Origin of the sequence: Hafnia sp. (genome assembly GCF_036648275.1) — a bacterium.
In the GTDB taxonomy this organism is placed as follows: domain Bacteria; phylum Pseudomonadota; class Gammaproteobacteria; order Enterobacterales; family Enterobacteriaceae; genus Hafnia; species Hafnia alvei.
Map to the genome: position 1 here is coordinate 1 of NZ_JAVXIQ010000015.1, position 17497 is coordinate 17497.

13 protein-coding genes are annotated in these 17497 nt (G+C 49.6%); 8 read left to right on the plus strand and 5 right to left on the minus strand.

From position 1 onward, the window contains the following. The coding region (locus RSC70_RS13790; protein ID WP_332542776.1) for a hypothetical protein at positions 1 to 181 on the plus strand (181 nt) is incomplete at its 5' end. Here RSC70_RS13790 and actP read toward each other — a convergent pair. The 3 genes from actP to acs form a co-directional block, all read right to left on the minus strand. Continuing rightward, the gene (actP, locus tag RSC70_RS13795) at positions 178 to 1836 is read right to left on the minus strand and encodes a cation/acetate symporter ActP (protein ID WP_332542777.1); all 1659 of its coding nucleotides are present in this window, start codon (positions 1834 to 1836) and stop codon (positions 178 to 180) included. The two genes, RSC70_RS13790 and actP, sit on opposite strands and share 4 nt — an antisense overlap. Then, the gene (locus RSC70_RS13800; protein ID WP_040044737.1) at positions 1833 to 2144 is read right to left on the minus strand and encodes a DUF485 domain-containing protein; all 312 of its coding nucleotides are present in this window, start codon (positions 2142 to 2144) and stop codon (positions 1833 to 1835) included. Before RSC70_RS13800 ends, actP begins: the two co-directional genes overlap by 4 nt. A gap of 124 nt (positions 2145 to 2268) precedes the next feature. Beyond that, the gene (gene acs / locus RSC70_RS13805; RefSeq protein WP_332542778.1) at positions 2269 to 4227 is read right to left on the minus strand and encodes an acetate--CoA ligase; all 1959 of its coding nucleotides are present in this window, start codon (positions 4225 to 4227) and stop codon (positions 2269 to 2271) included. 738 nt (positions 4228 to 4965) lie between these two features. Here acs and gltP point away from each other — a divergent pair. Then, positions 4966 to 6270, plus strand: a complete 1305-nt coding sequence (gltP, locus tag RSC70_RS13810; RefSeq protein WP_040044739.1) for a glutamate/aspartate:proton symporter GltP — start codon at positions 4966 to 4968, stop codon at positions 6268 to 6270. A gap of 128 nt (positions 6271 to 6398) precedes the next feature. Here the strand turns inward: gltP and dhaR are convergent, their stop codons facing one another. Both dhaR and tolC read right to left on the minus strand, forming a co-directional pair. Further along, on the minus strand, positions 6399 to 8288 hold the full coding sequence (dhaR, locus tag RSC70_RS13815) for a dihydroxyacetone kinase operon transcriptional regulator DhaR (RefSeq protein WP_332542810.1): 1890 nt from the start codon (positions 8286 to 8288) through the stop codon (positions 6399 to 6401). 215 nt (positions 8289 to 8503) lie between these two features. Beyond that, on the minus strand, positions 8504 to 9997 hold the full coding sequence (gene tolC / locus RSC70_RS13820; RefSeq protein WP_040044740.1) for an outer membrane channel protein TolC: 1494 nt from the start codon (positions 9995 to 9997) through the stop codon (positions 8504 to 8506). Positions 9998 to 10215: 218 nt separating this feature from the next. Between tolC and nudF the strand changes: the two genes are divergently transcribed. The 6 genes from nudF to parC all read left to right on the plus strand — a co-directional run bounded on the left by nudF (position 10216) and on the right by parC (position 17364). Further along, complete coding sequence (gene nudF / locus RSC70_RS13825) at positions 10216 to 10848, plus strand: ADP-ribose diphosphatase (RefSeq protein ID WP_040044741.1); 633 nt, start codon at positions 10216 to 10218, stop codon at positions 10846 to 10848. A 2-nt stretch (positions 10849 to 10850) separates the two neighbouring features. Next, positions 10851 to 11276 (plus strand): DUF1249 family protein, encoded by a 426-nt coding sequence (locus RSC70_RS13830; protein ID WP_040044742.1) that lies wholly within the window; start codon positions 10851 to 10853, stop codon positions 11274 to 11276. Between the two features lie 88 nt (positions 11277 to 11364). Further along, entirely contained in the window at positions 11365 to 12192 is an 828-nt protein-coding gene (gene cpdA, locus RSC70_RS13835) for a 3',5'-cyclic-AMP phosphodiesterase (RefSeq protein WP_130997718.1), read from the plus strand. A gap of 2 nt (positions 12193 to 12194) precedes the next feature. After that, a complete protein-coding gene (gene yqiA / locus RSC70_RS13840) occupies positions 12195 to 12776 on the plus strand; it encodes an esterase YqiA (RefSeq protein ID WP_040044744.1) in 582 nt (193 codons plus the stop codon). 88 nt (positions 12777 to 12864) lie between these two features. After that, entirely contained in the window at positions 12865 to 14760 is a 1896-nt protein-coding gene (gene parE, locus RSC70_RS13845) for a DNA topoisomerase IV subunit B (RefSeq protein WP_040044745.1), read from the plus strand. Between the two features lie 324 nt (positions 14761 to 15084). Next, entirely contained in the window at positions 15085 to 17364 is a 2280-nt protein-coding gene (gene parC, locus RSC70_RS13850; protein ID WP_040044746.1) for a DNA topoisomerase IV subunit A, read from the plus strand. Positions 17365 to 17497 lie beyond the last annotated feature (133 nt).

Here is a 17497-nt window from a genome sequence, read left to right on the forward strand (position 1 = left end):
TGGTAGTGTGGGGTCTCCCCATGCGAGAGTAGGGAACTGCCAGACTTTAAATAAAGTAAAGAACCTCAGCCGAAAGGCTGGGGTTTTTTGCTATGGGGAATTTGCTATTCAAAGTTTGCATGAAGACATTAAAAAGCCATCCAAAAGGATGGCTTTTTGTGCTTCTGTGCTTAGAAACTAGTGTGAAGTTCCCTGTGAGATCCCAACTCCCGTTTGCGAACGCACAAACTGTGAGTAGAAACGTCCGCGTTCTTGCACTGCGGCTTCTGAATTATCCGTGATAGAAAATAGCCATGTGCCAATGAAAGCGGCGGCCATTGAGAATAACGCCGGATATTCATATGGATAAATTGGCGCAGCATGGCCGAGGACTTTGACCCAAATTGTTGGCCCCAAAATCATCAGTATCACTGCGGTCAACAGACCTAACCAACCACCGACCATCGCCCCTCTTGTTGTTAACTTCGACCAATACATAGAGAGAACAAGTATTGGGAAGTTACAGCTGGCGGCAATAGAGAATGCTAAGCCGACCATGAAGGCGATGTTTTGTTTTTCAAACAGAATGCCTAAGCCAATAGCCACAAGCCCAAGAACCAGTACGGTAATCTTCGAGACCTTCAGCTCGTCACGTTCTGTTGCTTTACCTTGCTTAAATACGTTGGCATACAGGTCGTGGGATACCGCTGATGCTCCTGCGAGCGTCAGTCCTGCAACCACTGCCAGAATAGTGGCGAAGGCAACCGCAGAGATGAAACCAAGGAAGAAGCTTCCTCCTACCGCATCGGCTAAGTGAACGGCTGCCATGTTAGTACCGCCGATCAGTGCGCCCGCAGCATCTTTAAAGGTAGGGTTTGAGCCAACGAGTACGATAGCGCCAAAACCGATGATGAAGGTTAGGAAATAGAAGTACCCCATAAAGCCGGTGGCATAGAACACGCTCTTACGTGCTTCTTTTGCATCGCTAACGGTAAAGAAGCGCATCAGAATATGAGGCAAACCTGCGGTACCAAACATCAAAGCTAAGCCGAGAGATAATGCGCTGATGGGGTCTGAAACCAACCCGCCAGGGCGCATAATCGCAGGGCCTTTTGGATTAACTTCCATCGCTTGATTGAACAGCGTGTTGAAGCTGAAGCCGACAGATTTCATCACCATGATAGCCATGAACGATGCGCCAGCCAGCAGCAGTACGGCCTTAATGATCTGTACCCATGTGGTCGCCAACATGCCGCCAAAGAGCACATACATCACCATAAGTACACCGACTAAAACGACGGCAACATGGTAGTTCAGGCCAAATAGCAGCTCGATAAGCTTTCCTGCGCCCACCATCTGCGCAATCAAATACAAGGCAACGACCACTAGTGATCCGCAGGCTGAGAGCGTTCGAATCGGTTTTTGTTTAAGACGATAAGAAGCTACATCTGCAAAGGTATAACGGCCTAAATTACGCAGGCGCTCTGCAACCAGAAACAGCATGATTGGCCAGCCAACCAAAAAGCCCAAAGAGTAAATCAGTCCGTCATAGCCAGAGGTATAAACCAGCGCGGAAATACCTAAGAACGATGCGGCTGACATGAAGTCACCCGCCATGGCGAGACCATTTTGCAGACCGGTAATATTGCCACCCGCGGTGTAATAATCCTTACGCGAACGAGTGCGTTTGGAGGCCCAATAGGTGATGTAAAGCGTCGCGCCAACGAATATGACAAACATGACGATGGCTTGAATGTTGAGCGGCTGTCTTTCAACTGCGCCTGTAATGGCATCGGCGGCATGGCTTGAAAAAGGCAGTATCGCCAGGGATAACAGGGTTAAAAGACGAGATTTCATTGTTCAACCTCCTGTAATAATTGATGGTTGAGACGATCAAACTCGCCGTTTGCCCGAATAACATAGATACCGGTTAACAGGAAAGAAACCACAATCAAGCCTATGCCAATGGGGATCCCGCGCGTTACGCTAGAACCTTCGGATATCGGTGTCCCTAGCCAGCCGGGCGCAAAAGCGATGAGGAGAATAAAGCCGAAATACAGGATCATCATTATCCATGAAAGCGTCCAAGCGAATCTTTCACGTTTTTGCACCAGTTCCTTGAAGCGCGGGTTATTTTCAATCCTTTGATAAATGGCATCATTCATCAGAGCGACTCCTAGTAAGGCATTGATTGAATAAAAGCTGCCCCGTGGGCATAGCCTTTTGAGGGGATATGCCCATGAAGTCAACTCATTGCCGCGCTCAGGCGGCGACAGGTCATACGACTAATTAAGATGAAACTTCCATTGATTGTTTTTCTTCTAACAACTTCTCGACAACGCCCGGATCTGCCAGCGTTGAGGTATCCCCCAAGTTGCTGGTATCACCGGCTGCAATCTTGCGCAGAATACGGCGCATAATTTTCCCAGAACGGGTTTTAGGTAGTGCATCAGTCCAGTGCAAAATATCCGGTGTGGCTATCGGGCCAATCTCTTTACGCACCCAGTTGCGTACTTCGGTATAAAGCTCAGGCGTTGGCTCTTCTCCGTGATTAAGCGTGATATAAGCGTAGATCGCCTGCCCTTTAATGTTATGCGGAACGCCGACCACTGCGGCCTCGGCAATCTTTGGATGAGAGACAAGCGCAGACTCAATTTCAGCGGTTCCCAAACGGTGTCCTGAAACGTTAAGCACGTCATCGACGCGTCCGGTGATCCAGTAGTACCCGTCTTCATCGCGGCGTGCGCCGTCACCGCTGAAATACATGCCCTTAAAGGTAGAGAAGTAGGTTTGCTCATAGCGGTCGTGATCGCCGAATAATGTACGAGCCTGACCCGGCCATGAATCAACCATCACCAGATTGCCTTCGCAGGCACCTTCCTGTGGTACGCCGCTGTTATCCACCAACGCGGGTTGTACACCAAAGAAAGGCAGCGTTGCGGAACCTGCTTTAAGCTCGGTGGCTCCCGGCAACGGTGTGATCATGAAGCCACCGGTTTCGGTCTGCCACCAAGTGTCCATAATTGGGCACTTACCATTACCGATTTTGTTGAAATACCATTCCCACGCTTCTGGGTTGATAGGCTCACCCACCGAACCCATAATGCGTAAAGAAGTGCGCTGTGTACCTTCGGTCGCTTTGTCCCCTTCGGCCATCAATGCACGAATGGCCGTCGGTGCGGTGTATAGAATGTTTACCTGATGCTTATCCACGACCTGTGACAACCGGTTCACGCCAGGGTAGTTAGGCACGCCTTCAAACATCAGCGTAATCGCCCCGTTCGCCAGCGGACCGTAGAGCAGATAACTATGTCCTGTAACCCAGCCCACGTCGGCGGTGCACCAATAAATATCACCAGGATGATAGTCAAAGACATATTTGAACGTGGTTGCGGCATAAACCAAATAGCCACCGGTGGTATGCAGCACGCCCTTAGGCTTACCGGTTGAACCTGAAGTATATAAAATGAATAGCGGATCTTCAGCATTCATTTCTTCGGCTGGACAGTTAGCATCGACCTGCTCAATCAGGTCATGCCACCAGAGATCGCGCCCTGCATTCCATTCGCCCTGTTTGCCCGTACGTTTGAAGACCACCACGTGCTCAACGCTTTTAACATTTGGGTTTCTCAGTGCATCATCAACGTTTTTCTTCAGCGGAATAGGGCGCCCAGCACGTAGTCCTTCATCAGCGGTAATCACCACTTTTGAATTGGAGTCGATAATGCGTCCCGCAACGGCTTCGGGAGAGAAACCACCAAAAATGACGGAATGAATGGCGCCGATACGTGCGCAGGCCAGCATCGCCACCGCCGCTTCAACTACCATCGGCATATAGATAGCGACTACATCGCCTTTTTTCACGCCGAGCTTTTTAAGCACGTTGCCGAAACGACAAACATCGTGATGTAGTTCGCGATAGGTAACGGTTTTGCTTTCCTGGGGATTATCACCTTCCCAGATGATCGCCGTTTGGTTTCCACGCTCTTCTAAGTGACGGTCAAGGCAGTTAGCTGCCAAGTTCAAGGTACCGTCTTCAAACCAGCGAATGCTGACATGACCAGGATCGAATGAAGTATTTTTTACTTTGCTATAGGGCTTCATCCAATCAACAATTTTTCCGTACTCGGCCCAAAAACCATCGGGGTCGCTAACCGAGCGTTGATAGAGTTCACGGTACATCTGTGGGTTAATCAGGGTATGTTCTGCAATGTTTGCAGGAATCGAATGCTTATGGATCTGGCTCATCGTTATCCTCCTTGCGGATGTTAATATTATGTCAATATAAGGTTAAATCTGTTTTGCGCGCTCTATTTGTGTCTTTTTTGCGCGATTGATCACGCAATAAAAATATTGATATCTAGCAAGGCGATAACGAGAGGAGTGGGCTTAGTATTTGCTCATCCAAGATGGATAAATTGAGTAGAGTTAAATTATAAGAAAATGAATGAAATTACGTGGAGTAACAATATATCTGCTAATAATCGGCTCATAAGAAAATAAAGAGAAAAACCTATTATTAGAACAATCAGAGAATAGAAAATAGAACGCAACGAGATTATTTTTTCACCATCATAAAGATAATGAAGTAGGAATATATCTAAGCATGCACCATGATGGTGCATAATATCTCACTATCTATCGACTAATTATTCGTTTCAGCTCAAAATTATACCAAAACACATGCATAATTAATCGCACGGATATGCACGCGTGTTTTGTGTTTTATTAAGTAAATATTTTCTTTTATAACAAATGGTTATTTGTAATTCTATTTTCGCGTGGGCCTCTCTCAGCGCGGTTTCAGCGTACATTCCGATCTAATATTGGCTTGCGGAAAGCCCGTGCAAAATGGTACAGAATATAGGTCACGGTTGGACAGGTCGTGATAGGAATGAGGTAAATCCTTTAGACTATAAAACTACATCTGCAGATAAATATAAGAAGCTGAGTAGGCTCTATTATAATTGAGGAACATTTTCGGGAATGAAAAAATTTAAGTTTACGCTCGCTTGGCAAATCGTCGCTGCATTAATTTTGGGTATTATTGTTGGCGCTGTTTTGCACAATCAGGAAGAATCTCGCGTTTGGCTGGTGAATAATATTCTGAGCCCTGCTGGTGATATCTTTATTCGTTTGATCAAGATGATTGTTATCCCGATAGTGATTTCAACACTTATCGTGGGTATCGCCGGTGTTGGTGACGCCAAAAAGCTAGGCCGTATCGGTCTTAAAACCATTATTTACTTTGAAGTAATCACCACAGTGGCGATTATCGTGGGGATTACGCTGGCAAACGTCTTCCAACCGGGGCATGGCATTGATATGTCGACGCTAGCCACCGTCGACATTTCGCAATACGAAAAGACCACTGAACAGGTGCAAAGCGGTTCACACAGTTTGGTTTCGACCATTCTAGCGCTGATCCCTTCTAACCTGTTTGCATCGATGGCCAAAGGCGATATTTTGCCTATCATCTTCTTTTCAGTGTTGTTTGGTCTGGGCTTATCTTCGTTGCCAAAAGAGACCAAAGAGCCACTGCTGAAGGTGTTTAAAGCCGTTTCGGAAAGCATGTTTAAAGTGACCCATATGATTATGCGCTACGCGCCTATCGGGGTATTTGGCCTGATTTCCGTGACCGTAGCCAACTTTGGTTTTGCGTCTTTAGTACCGCTCGCCAAGCTGGTTGTGCTGGTTTACTTTGCGATTATCTTCTTTGCATTAGTCGTTTTAGGATCGGTCGCCAAACTTTGTAAGCTCAGCATCTGGACGTTAATTAAGATCCTTAAAGATGAGCTAATTTTGGCTTACTCCACAGCCAGTTCTGAAACGGTATTGCCGCGAATTATTGAGAAGATGGAAGCCTACGGCGCACCAAAATCTATCACTAGTTTTGTGGTACCAACCGGTTATTCGTTTAATCTGGATGGCTCTACGCTTTATCAAAGTATTGCGGCTATTTTCATCGCTCAGCTGTATGGCATTGATTTGTCTATCGGCCAAGAGATCGTGTTAGTCCTGACGCTGATGGTAACCTCTAAAGGTATTGCTGGTGTGCCTGGCGTTTCATTTGTGGTGCTATTGGCGACTCTCGGCAGCGTGGGTATCCCGCTAGAAGGCTTGGCGTTCATTGCCGGCGTTGACCGTATTTTAGATATGGCACGTACGGCGTTAAACGTGGTGGGTAATGCCTTAGCGGTTCTAGTCATTGCTAAATGGGAACACCAGTTCGATCGTAAGAAAGCTAAAGCTTATGAAGCGAATATGCTGGTGAAAGCTGAGCAAGCCTAAACGTCACACTCGATCTGCTTCTCTCCTTACTGAGAGCAGAGCAAATAGCTCACAGGTTTAAGAATAAGCTCGATCTGCTCCTCCCCCTGCAAAGGGGGAGGCTGGGTGGGGGTCTTAACCTGACCACATCACTCATTCTTAAACTGTTCCATCTCCAACTGATATTGTTTCAGCTTGCGCCATAACGTAGTGCGCCCAATCCCCAGCATTCTCGCCATATCATGTGGCTTACCCTGTGCAGCATGCGCTGCTCGGATAATTGCCTGACGCTCGGCGTCTTGCAATGACATCACCGGCATGAGTAATTGGCTTTCTGGCTCAACCGCCAACTTTTCCGTCATCAAATGCTCAGGTAAATCGGCCATGCGGATGTGGTTATGCTGGCAAATCATCGCGGCGCGCTCAACGACCCCCTTTAATTCCTGATCGTTACCCGGCCAAGGGTAATCACGCAGCTGTAATAGCACGGCTTCATCGACGTGATAACGACAATGAAAGTGCTGACCTAGCGTATTCAAATGGTGAGTAACCAGCAGAGGAATATCGGATTGTCGCTGGCGAAGCGGTGGGATCTGAAGTTCGAAAGATTGCAGCGTGTAAAACAGCTGGCGACGAAAACGTCCCTGTTTCACCAGCAGCGGTAAATTAGCGCCGGTTGCCGCAATGATCCGAACGTCGACTGGAATAACGCGGCTGGAGTTCTGTCGCATAAGCACGCCGGTTTTGATGATTTGTAACAGCGCTGACTGCATTTCAGGTGGCAAATATTCAATTTGCTCCAGATAGAGAGTACCGCCGTTTGCCAGCTCAAATTTGCTGGGTAAACCCGAATCGGTTTCGGTTGCATCGCTGCCGAGCAGCTCTTTGGCAAACTGGCCTTCAACCAACGTTTGGCAATTTATGGCGATGTATGAGCCGTTTGCCCGCTCGCTGGCATTATGGATTGCCTGTGCTAACAGCTCTTTGCCGACGCCTTCTTCACCCTGTAGCAAAATAGGGTGCTGGCCTCGTGCGGCCTGACGGCCATATCGCAGTAACCGCCGCATATCTAACGATGCCGCAGGCATTTGATCAAAGGTTTGGCTGACTTTGCCGAGCTGATGATTCACCAAGCGTCGTAGCTGGTCTAGCGGATGCAGCAGCGCGATGAATCCACAGTGCTCGCCATCTGGCACGGGCTTCAAGGTTATCAGCGTTGCGATGAACTGCTTACGGCTTTCAAACGTCATCTCGACATGGTTGAGCGGCAGGCGTTGCTCAATGGCGTGTTGCAGCAGAGAAGGCAGCGTGATCAATGAAGGAAGTGGGCGGCCAAGGCTGTTTTGCTCATCTAAGAGTAAGATGCCAGCGGCACGATGGTTAAGATATTGCAGGCAGCCGTTGTGATCCCACGCTAAAACGCCGTCTTCCACGCCGTCTAACAAAGCATACAGTTCGTTAAGGTGGCGATTGGTTTCTGAGAGCAGCGCATCGGTGTGCAGTGAGTTGCCGATCTCGCGCGCAATCGCCAGTGTTAAGGGCAAATCGCTGGCGGCATAATCATGATTCAGGCATGCAATGACAATCACCGCTCTTTGCCGCCCGCTGTTGTCGTAGACCGGCGTTGCGCAGCAGTGCCACGCACGTAAGGCTTGCTTAAAATGTTCGTCACCGTGAACCTGCACTGGGTTTCCGTCACGCATTGCTAAGGCGGGTGCATTGGTGCCGATGTGCCCCTCAGCCCAATAGCTGCCGATATCAAATCCAAGCTCAGCGAGAGCCGTGCGTGTTTTTATATGTCCACATTGCCAAAGCAAACAGCCGCTTTCGTCTAGGATCTGCAAAACACAGGGACGAGACTCCATATATTCGTAGGCATCTTCCAATGCGGCTTGCCCAAGAACCAGCAGGTCGTTTTTACGCTGGTAGATCGAGCGTAACGTAGCGCCTGCGGCGCGATGTGGCATTTTCCACGGCATCGGCTGCATTAGTTTTTGGCAGCGGATCCACGATTGATAAATGGGCTGTGCAGGGCGCATTGTCTCTGGCAGATTGCCGTGAGAGAAGAAATAGATCCAACGGTCAAGAGAAGTATCTGGCTGCACTAATAAAATCCATCAGTTAAAGATATGCAGCTATTAAAGCGAGAAAGGGGAATAAATTCCGTGAGCTAGATGCTCGCAGGGGCTTATGGTACAAAAAAACAAAAGGGCGGATATCCGCCCTTCTGATTAACAACATCAAACGTCTAACATTAGTGGCGGAAAGGGTTCTTACCTTTGCTGCTGCTAGATGTTGTGGTTGATGCTGAAGCCGGTTGAGCCACTGGGGCTGAAGCGGTTGTGTTGTAATCGCTGTTAACCTGCTCTGCTTGAGTTTTACCCTGCGGAGCAATGATGTCCGGCGTGGTAGAAACAGGCTTGGTCAGACCGCCGTTTAAGGCCATCAGATCGTTCTGGTTCAGCGTACCCAATGCATATTTAATATTGAGCTGGCTGATCAGATAATCATAACGTGCGTTAGACAGGCTTTCTTTGGCGCTGTACAGCGTAGTGGTCGCGTTCAGCACGTCAACGATGGTACGAGTCCCCACCTGATAACCTGCTTCGGTTGCTTCCAAAGAGCTTTGCGCAGAAATTACAGCCTGACGATAAGCTTCAACGCCGCTGATAGACGCGGAGATGTTGTTAAAGGAAGATCGAACGTTTTGTACTACGCTACGGTGTGCGCTTTCAAGAGATTCACTGGCGCCAACAAAGTTGTATTGCGCTTGTTGAACCTGAGAGTTAGTCGCTCCGCCAGAGTACAACGGCAGATTAAACTGCAAACCAATGGTGTTCTGGCCCTGATAGCTGCTTCCGCCACCGCTTTGTTGCTTCTGCGCATTGGTCATACTGTTATAGTCAGTATTGCTAACGCCAGAAGATGCGGTCAGATCCAGTGTTGGCATATAACCTGTCTGTGCGTATTTAATCTGTTCACGCGCCAAGTCTTGGCTCAAACGAGCACTCAATAATGACAGGTTACGTTTTTCAGCTTCTTGCAGCAGGCTGTTGACGTTATCTGGCTTGGTGGTGGTGAAGCGATCAACGTTCAGAGAATCCAGTTGGCCGTAGTACTGACCAGTAATCTGACGCAGTGCTTCCAGAGAGTTATCCAGATCGTTGCGCGCGGTGACTTCATTAGCTAAAACGAGATCGTATTGAGCGCGGGCGTTCTGCACGTCGGTGATAGCAACCAGACCTACGTTAAAACGCTGGGTGGTTTGGTCTAACTGACGATAAATCGCTTCTTTGTTTGCTTCAATGTAAGACAACGCGTCGATCGCGCGCAGTACGTTGAAGTAAGCAGTCGCAGAGTTCAGCATCAAAGTCTGTTCTGAAGACTGATAAGAGACGTCTTGAATACCCGCCTGTTTTTCAGTCAAAGACAGCTGACGCCATTTAGACATATCAAAAATGGTTTGGGTCAGCTGTAGCGACGCGCCGTAATTATTGGAGTTCAAGCCGTCGTTATCACGCATCCCATTGGTATAGGTGTAATCTGCGCCCAAGCCGAGCTGAGGTAACAGCGGGCTGCGGGATTCATTAATCTTCTCAAAAGCCACATCACGATCTGCCGCAGCTTTACGCAGATCTGGGTTGCTTTCCTTGGCTTGCTGATATACCTGCAGCAGGTTTTCTGCATGGCTTAACGTGGTAAAGCCACCAAGGCTCAGGCCAATAAGAAGGGGGAGCAGTTTCTTCATTTGCATTCCTTGTTGTGCAGCAAAGTTGCTATTGTAACGCTGACTAAAGTCATATAGCCGCCGATTCTAACAGAGACCGTATCTTAAGGAGCGTGGCTTTACGTGCCATCCCCCTTAATTTACCTAAATAAAAGGTAAAGTGATTGAGTATTTTCAGTTTGACCTTAAATCAATAATATCCATGCTAATAATCACACTACATTTAGGAATTTAGCCGTATGAGCGAAAATAAATCATCACCCGTCACATTTGGTCAAAATGATGTTGAAATTATTGCACGGGAATCACTCTACCGCGGCTTTTTTTCGCTAGAACGCTATCGTTTTCGGCATCGTCTATTTGATGGCAGCATGAGCGGTGAGGTTGTGCGTGAAGTTTTTGAACGCGGCCATGCGGCGGTGCTGCTTCCTTATGATCCAAAACGCGATGAAGTGGTGCTGGTGGAGCAAATTCGGATTCCGGCATATGACTCCAGCGAAACGCCGTGGCTGCTTGAAATGGTGGCGGGAATGATTGAACCTGGTGAGTCGGTTGAAGATGTTGCGCGCCGTGAAGCACAGGAAGAAGCGGGGCTCCACGTCCAACGCTGTAAGCCTGTGCTGAGCTATTTAGCGAGCCCCGGCGGCACCAGCGAGCGCTTGTCAATTATGGTTGGTGAGATTGACGCAGCAAAAGCATCGGGTATTCACGGTCTTCCTGAAGAGCATGAGGATATTCGCGTGCATGTGGTCAGCCGTGAGCAAGCGTATCGCTGGGTCGAGGAAGGTGTGATCGACAATGCTGCATCGGTTATTGCATTACAGTGGCTGGCGTTGCACCATGAGTCGCTTCGCCGCGAGTGGAATTCTTAAATATGATGAAGCGTTATTCCCCAGACTTTCCTCTAATGATGAGACTGTGCGAGACTAATTATGCGCAATTGCGCCGTTTACTGCCGCGCAAGGATGAAGTGGGTGAATCGCAGGGATATCAGGTCAACGGCGCGTGTTATCAGATAAAAATTATCGAATCGACGCGCTATACATCGATGGCTGAAATTACCCAGACGGAGCCAGCACCGGGTCCTTGGGGCTTACCTTCGATGAGCGTGCGTCTGTATCATGACGCCATGGTTGCGGAAGTGTGTGCAAGCCAGCAGATCTCTCGGTTCAAAGCACGTTATGATTATCCGAATAAAAAGTTGCATCAGCGCGACGAAAAGCATCAAATTAACCAGTTTCTTGCAGATTGGTTGCACCATTGCCTGACGCACGGTGTTATGGCAATTCCCGTATATTAGAGCCTGTTTTACTGCACTGAGCCCTAACAACCAGCGCAATGATTATTTTTACAGATTCTTGGCAGACTAAAGTCACAAAGGACACCATTTGGAAAGCCTGTTTCAACTAACCGTAGCACGTGGGGCTCCGGTTAGGATTTTACAAATCACAGACACGCATTTGTTTGCGGGTGAGCATGAGACGTTATTGGGCGTCAATACTTACCGCAGCTACCACGCAGTGCTAGAGGCGATCCATGCCCAGTCCCGCCCGTATGACATCGTTGTCGCAACGGGAGATTTGGCGCAGGATCACTCTGTGGCGGCATACCAGCATTTTGCAAAAGGTATCGCTACGCTGAAGAAAACCTGTCTGTGGCTGCCGGGCAATCATGATTTCCAACCCGCGATGGTCGATACGTTAGCGGATGCGGGCGTGAATCCAGCCAAGCATATGCTGTTGGGCGATCACTGGCAGATTATCCTGCTTGATAGCCAAGTTTTTGGTGTTCCCCACGGTGAGCTTAGCGAGTATCAACTTGAATGGTTAGATCGCACTCTGTCGCTGTATCCAGCGCGTCATTCGTTGATTTTACTCCACCACCATCCGCTGCCTTCAGGCTGTACATGGCTCGATCAGCACAGTTTGCGTAATGCGCATATGCTGGGGGAGATTCTGCAACATTACCCTCTGGCGAAAACGTTGCTGTGCGGACATATTCATCAGGATTTGGATCTAGAGTGGCAGGGGCGTCGTTTGTTAGCTACGCCGTCGACCTGTATTCAGTTCAAACCTTTATGCACCAACTTCACGATTGATACTCTCTCGCCCGGCTGGCGTTATCTGGATTTGCATCCAGATGGGACGCTCACGACTGAACTGCACCGCTTAGAAGGTACAGAATTCAGACCGGATCTCGACTCTGACGGCTATTAATGATGCCCACGCTTTTATATCTCCACGGTTTTAACAGTTCACCTCGCTCCGCCAAGGCCACCGCATTTAAGCAGTGGCTTGCCGTGCACCACCCTGAAATCACCATGCTAATCCCCCAACTTCCTCCTTATCCTTCCGATGCGGCTGAAATGTTAGAGGAAATTGTGATGTCGCGTGCGGGGCGTCCGTTGGGCGTGGTGGGCTCTTCTTTAGGGGGCTACTATGCAACGTGGCTTTCACAATGCTTTACCTTGCCGGCGGTCGTTGTGAACCCTGCGGTGAAGCCGTATGAACTGCTCATCGACTTTTTAGGGCAAAACGAGAATCCCTACACCGGCCAACAATATGTGTTAGAGTCTCGCCACGTTTACGATCTGAAAGTCATGCAGGTTGACCCATTGGAATCGCCTGATCTCCTCTGGTTATTACAGCAAACCGGTGACGAAGTTCTGGACTATCGACAAGCTGTGGCTTACTACGCGTTATGCCGTCAGACCATTGAGCCTGAAGGTTCACACAGCTTCGTTGGTTTCGAACGATTCTTCCCGCAGATCGTCGATTTTTTAGGGCTTACCACCGAGTAACTCTGCGTGGTACGTCTATCACCACTGAACGACACACCAGCGTGTGCCGTTTGGTCGACGCTAACTAACGACTTATACGATTCATACCATGACTCAATCCAGCTATAACGCTGACTCTATTGAAGTTCTCAGCGGCCTAGAACCCGTGCGCCGTCGTCCGGGTATGTACACCGATACCACGCGTCCTAACCATTTGGGTCAGGAAGTCATAGATAACAGTGTCGATGAGGCGCTGGCTGGCCACGCATCTCGCGTTGAGGTCATTTTATATCCCGATCAATCTCTTGAAGTGATTGACGACGGGCGCGGTATGCCGGTGGATATTCACCCAGAAGAGGGTGTTCCCGCCATTGAACTGATCCTGTGTCGTTTGCATGCAGGCGGTAAATTCTCGAATAAAAACTACCAATTCTCCGGCGGCCTGCACGGCGTAGGTATCTCGGTAGTTAACGCCCTCTCTAAGCGCGTTGAGGTCACCGTTCGTCGCGACGGACAGGTGTACCAAATGGCGTTCGAGAACGGCGACAAAGTCGAAGACCTGCACGTTACCGGCACCTGCGGTAAACGTAATACCGGCACCAGTGTGCATTTCTGGCCTGATGAAAAGTTCTTCGACAGCCCAAGATTCTCTGTTTCTCGCCTTAACCATCTGCTGAAAGCGAAAGCGGTATTGTGCCCAGGCGTAGAAATTGTCTTTAAAGACAAACTGAATAACACCGAACAGCGTTGGTGCTATCAGGACGGTCTGACTGACTACCTGATGGAAGCCGTTAACGGTTTGATTACGCTGCCAGAACAGGCGTTCACCGGTTCTTTCTCGGGTGATACTGAAGCCGTTGACTGGGCGCTGTTATGGTTGCCGGAAGGCGGCGAGCTGTTAACCGAAAGCTACGTTAACCTGATACCAACCATGCAAGGCGGTACGCATGTGAACGGGCTGCGTCAGGGGTTGCTGGACGCGATGCGTGAATTCTGCGAATTCCGCAATCTGTTGCCGCGCGGCGTGAAGCTATCAGCCGATGACATCTGGGAGCGCTGTGCTTATGTGCTTTCGGTGAAAATGCAGGATCCGCAGTTTGCAGGACAAACCAAAGAACGCCTGTCTTCGCGTCAATGTGCGGCTTTTGTTTCTGCCATTGTTAAGGATGCTTTCAGCGTTTGGCTTAACCAAAACGTACAGGTGGCGGAACAGCTGGCTGAGCTGGCAATTTCTAGCGCTCAGCGTCGTATGCGCGCAGCGAAGAAGGTTGTGCGTAAAAAGCTGACCAGCGGACCTGCGCTGCCGGGTAAATTAGCCGACTGTACCGCACAGGATCTTTCCCGTACCGAGCTTTTCTTGGTGGAAGGGGATTCCGCAGGCGGCTCTGCCAAGCAGGCGCGTGACCGTGAATATCAGGCCATCATGCCGCTGAAAGGTAAGATCCTGAATACGTGGGAAGTCTCTTCTGACGAAGTGCTGGCCTCTCAGGAAGTGCATGATATTTCTGTTGCCATTGGCATCGATCCCGACAGTGAAGACCTCAGCCAACTACGCTACGGTAAAGTCTGTATCTTAGCGGATGCTGACTCCGACGGCTTACATATCGCTACGCTGCTGTGTGCGCTGTTTGTACGCCACTTCCAAGCCTTGGTGCGCGGCGGGCATGTGTATGTTGCGATGCCACCGTTGTTCCGTATCGACCTGGGTAAAGAAGTTTACTACGCGCTGGACGAAGAAGAGAAAGCGGGCGTACTGGAACAGCTTAAGCGTAAGAAAGGGAAGCCGAACGTACAGCGATTCAAAGGGCTGGGTGAAATGAACCCGCTCCAACTGCGTGAAACTACGCTGGATCCGAATACGCGCCGTTTGGTGCAGCTCACCATCGATGACACTGACATCGCGCAGACTATGGCGGTGATGGATATGTTGCTGGCGAAAAAACGTTCCGAAGATCGCCGTAACTGGTTGCAGGAAAAAGGTGATATGGCCGATCTGGACGTTTAGTCCGTACGCCTATCATCCTGATAACGGGTCGCCTTGGCGGCCCGTTTTTTTATGCTTTGCGACACTTTAAAACGCTGCTATCTGTGATGAAGATCGGTTTTGTGAGGCATCGCATTGCATGATGGATAGAGGGCGATCCTATATCCCTGTGACAGTCCTATAAAAGATGAGTTACTATCGCGGGCAATTATGCCCGTCATACTTCAAGTTGCATGTGCGTTGGCTACGTGAATTATTTAGAGTATGTACAGACCAAGACAGTCGTGAAGTCCCGCTGCGGACTGTTTTATATATTCAGTTAGGGCGGCGGCCAGAGGATTATTAATGAGCGATCTGATCCATGACGGCAGCGAGCGCCAAGCGCTGCACACATTTACAGAGAACGCCTATCTCAACTACTCCATGTACGTCATCATGGACAGGGCGTTACCTTTTATCGGTGATGGATTAAAACCGGTACAGCGTCGTATCGTGTATGCGATGTCAGAGCTGGGCTTAAGCAACAGCGCCAAATTTAAAAAATCAGCACGTACCGTCGGCGACGTGCTGGGTAAATACCATCCGCACGGCGATAGCGCCTGTTATGAAGCCATGGTTTTGATGGCTCAGCCGTTCTCCTATCGTTATCCGCTGGTTGACGGTCAGGGAAACTGGGGGGCACCGGACGATCCGAAGTCGTTTGCCGCCATGCGTTATACCGAATCTCGCCTGTCTAAATATGCCGAAGTGCTGCTGGGTGAGCTGGGTCAGGGAACGGTTGATTACACGCCGAACTTTGATGGCACGCTACAGGAACCTAAAACGCTGCCTGCGCGTTTGCCAAACATTTTGCTGAATGGCACCACGGGTATTGCCGTGGGTATGGCAACGGATATTCCTCCGCACAACGTGCGTGAGCTGGCCGCTGCGCTGGTTGATTTGATCGAAAAACCAAATCTGACGTTGGACGATATCCTTGAACATGTTCAAGGACCTGACTATCCAACGGAAGCTGAAATCATCACGCCGCGCGAGGAGATCCGCAAGATCTATCGCACCGGACGTGGTTCAGTACGTATGCGTGCGATCTGGAAAAAAGAAGACGGTGAAGTGGTGATCAGTGCGCTGCCGCACCAGACTTCAGGCGCTAAGGTGTTGGAGCAAATCGCCAGCCAAATGCGAGCGAAGAAATTGCCGATGGTTGAGGACTTACGTGACGAATCCGATCACGAAAACCCAACTCGCTTGGTGATTGTGCCGCGTTCCAACCGTGTGGATATGGATCAGGTGATGACACATCTGTTTGCCACCACCGATCTGGAAAAAAGCTACCGTATTAACATGAACATGATCGGTTTGGACAATCGTCCAGCGGTCAAAAACCTGCTTGAAATTCTGACCGAATGGTTAGCGTATCGCCGTGATACCGTGCGCCGTCGCTTAAACTACCGTTTGGAAAAAGTACTGAAACGCCTGCACATTCTGGAAGGTTTGCTGGTGGCGTTCCTCAATATCGATGAAGTGATCCACATCATTCGTACTGAGGATGAGCCGAAGCCAAAGCTGATTGAACGCTTCGCGATTTCAGAAACGCAGGCCGAAGCGATTCTGGAATTAAAACTGCGTCACCTTGCCAAATTGGAAGAGGTGAAAATTCGCGGTGAGCAGGACGAATTAGCCAAAGAGCGCGATCATCTGCAGGCATTGCTGGCTTCTGAACGTAAGCTGAATACGCTGATTAAGAAAGAAATTCAGGCTGATGCACAGGCGTATGGCGACGATCGTCGTTCTCCGCTGCAAGAGCGTGAAGAAGCGAAAGCCATGAGCGAGCACGACTTTATTCCATCAGAGCCGGTGACAATTGTTCTGTCGGAAGGCGGTTGGGTGCGTAGTGCGAAAGGCCATGATATCGATCCTACTGGATTAAGTTACAAAGCGGGTGATAGCTTCCGCGCCGCTGCACGCGGGAAGAGCAATCAGCCGGTGGTGTTTATCGATTCCACGGGGCGCAGCTATGCGCTTGATCCAACCACGTTGCCATCTGCACGCGGACAGGGCGAACCGTTAACCGGTAAATTAACGCCGCCGCCGGGCGCCACCATTGAGCAAGTGCTGATGGCTGCTGATGATCAAAAACTGTTGATGGCGTCGGATGCCGGTTACGGCTTCGTATGTACCTTCAATGATTTGGTTGCGCGTAATCGTGCAGGTAAGGCTATGATTACGTTGCCTGAAAATGCTAAGGCGCTGCCACCGTTGGAAATTAACGGGCCAGATGACATGCTGCTGGCGATCACTCAGGCCGGTCGTATGTTGATGTTCCCAGTCAACGATCTGCCGCAGCTATCGAAAGGTAAGGGCAACAAGATTGTGTCCATTCCTTCCGCGCAGGCCGCATCGGGTGAGGATAAACTGGCGTGGCTGTTTGTATTGCCACCACAAACGTCAATCACGGTGCATGTTGGCAAGCGTAAACTGGTGATGAAACCACAAGAATTGCAGAAATTCCGCGCTGAACGTGGACGTAAAGGCACGCTGTTACCGCGTGGCCTGCAACGGATCGAACGCGTGGATGTGGAAATGCCAGAGCAGCTCAAAGTGGGACCAGGCGATAGCGAAGAGTAAAGGGTTGTAAGACCCCCTCCCAGCCTCCCCCTTCGCAGGGGGAGGAGAACACGGGCGCACAATGTTTGATTTACTCTTTAACAAGAGGGCGCTGATGGGGGAAAATTATCATTGAAAATAATGGTTTTGACGC

Excerpts from the sequence above, each read along its gene's own strand:
- RSC70_RS13830 (WP_040044742.1), top strand. The coding sequence starts at position 10,851 with ATGATGAAGCGTTATTCCCCAGACTTTCCTCTAATGATGAGACTGTGC.
- acs (WP_332542778.1), bottom strand. The coding sequence starts at position 4,227 with ATGAGCCAGATCCATAAGCATTCGATTCCTGCAAACATTGCAGAACAT.
- gltP (WP_040044739.1), top strand. The coding sequence starts at position 4,966 with ATGAAAAAATTTAAGTTTACGCTCGCTTGGCAAATCGTCGCTGCATTA.
- yqiA (WP_040044744.1), top strand. The coding sequence starts at position 12,195 with ATGCCCACGCTTTTATATCTCCACGGTTTTAACAGTTCACCTCGCTCC.
- RSC70_RS13800 (WP_040044737.1), bottom strand. The coding sequence starts at position 2,144 with ATGAATGATGCCATTTATCAAAGGATTGAAAATAACCCGCGCTTCAAG.
- nudF (WP_040044741.1), top strand. The coding sequence starts at position 10,216 with ATGAGCGAAAATAAATCATCACCCGTCACATTTGGTCAAAATGATGTT.
- actP (WP_332542777.1), bottom strand. The coding sequence starts at position 1,836 with ATGAAATCTCGTCTTTTAACCCTGTTATCCCTGGCGATACTGCCTTTT.
- dhaR (WP_332542810.1), bottom strand. The coding sequence starts at position 8,288 with ATGCGCCCTGCACAGCCCATTTATCAATCGTGGATCCGCTGCCAAAAA.
- parE (WP_040044745.1), top strand. The coding sequence starts at position 12,865 with ATGACTCAATCCAGCTATAACGCTGACTCTATTGAAGTTCTCAGCGGC.
- tolC (WP_040044740.1), bottom strand. The coding sequence starts at position 9,997 with ATGAAGAAACTGCTCCCCCTTCTTATTGGCCTGAGCCTTGGTGGCTTT.
- parC (WP_040044746.1), top strand. The coding sequence starts at position 15,085 with ATGAGCGATCTGATCCATGACGGCAGCGAGCGCCAAGCGCTGCACACA.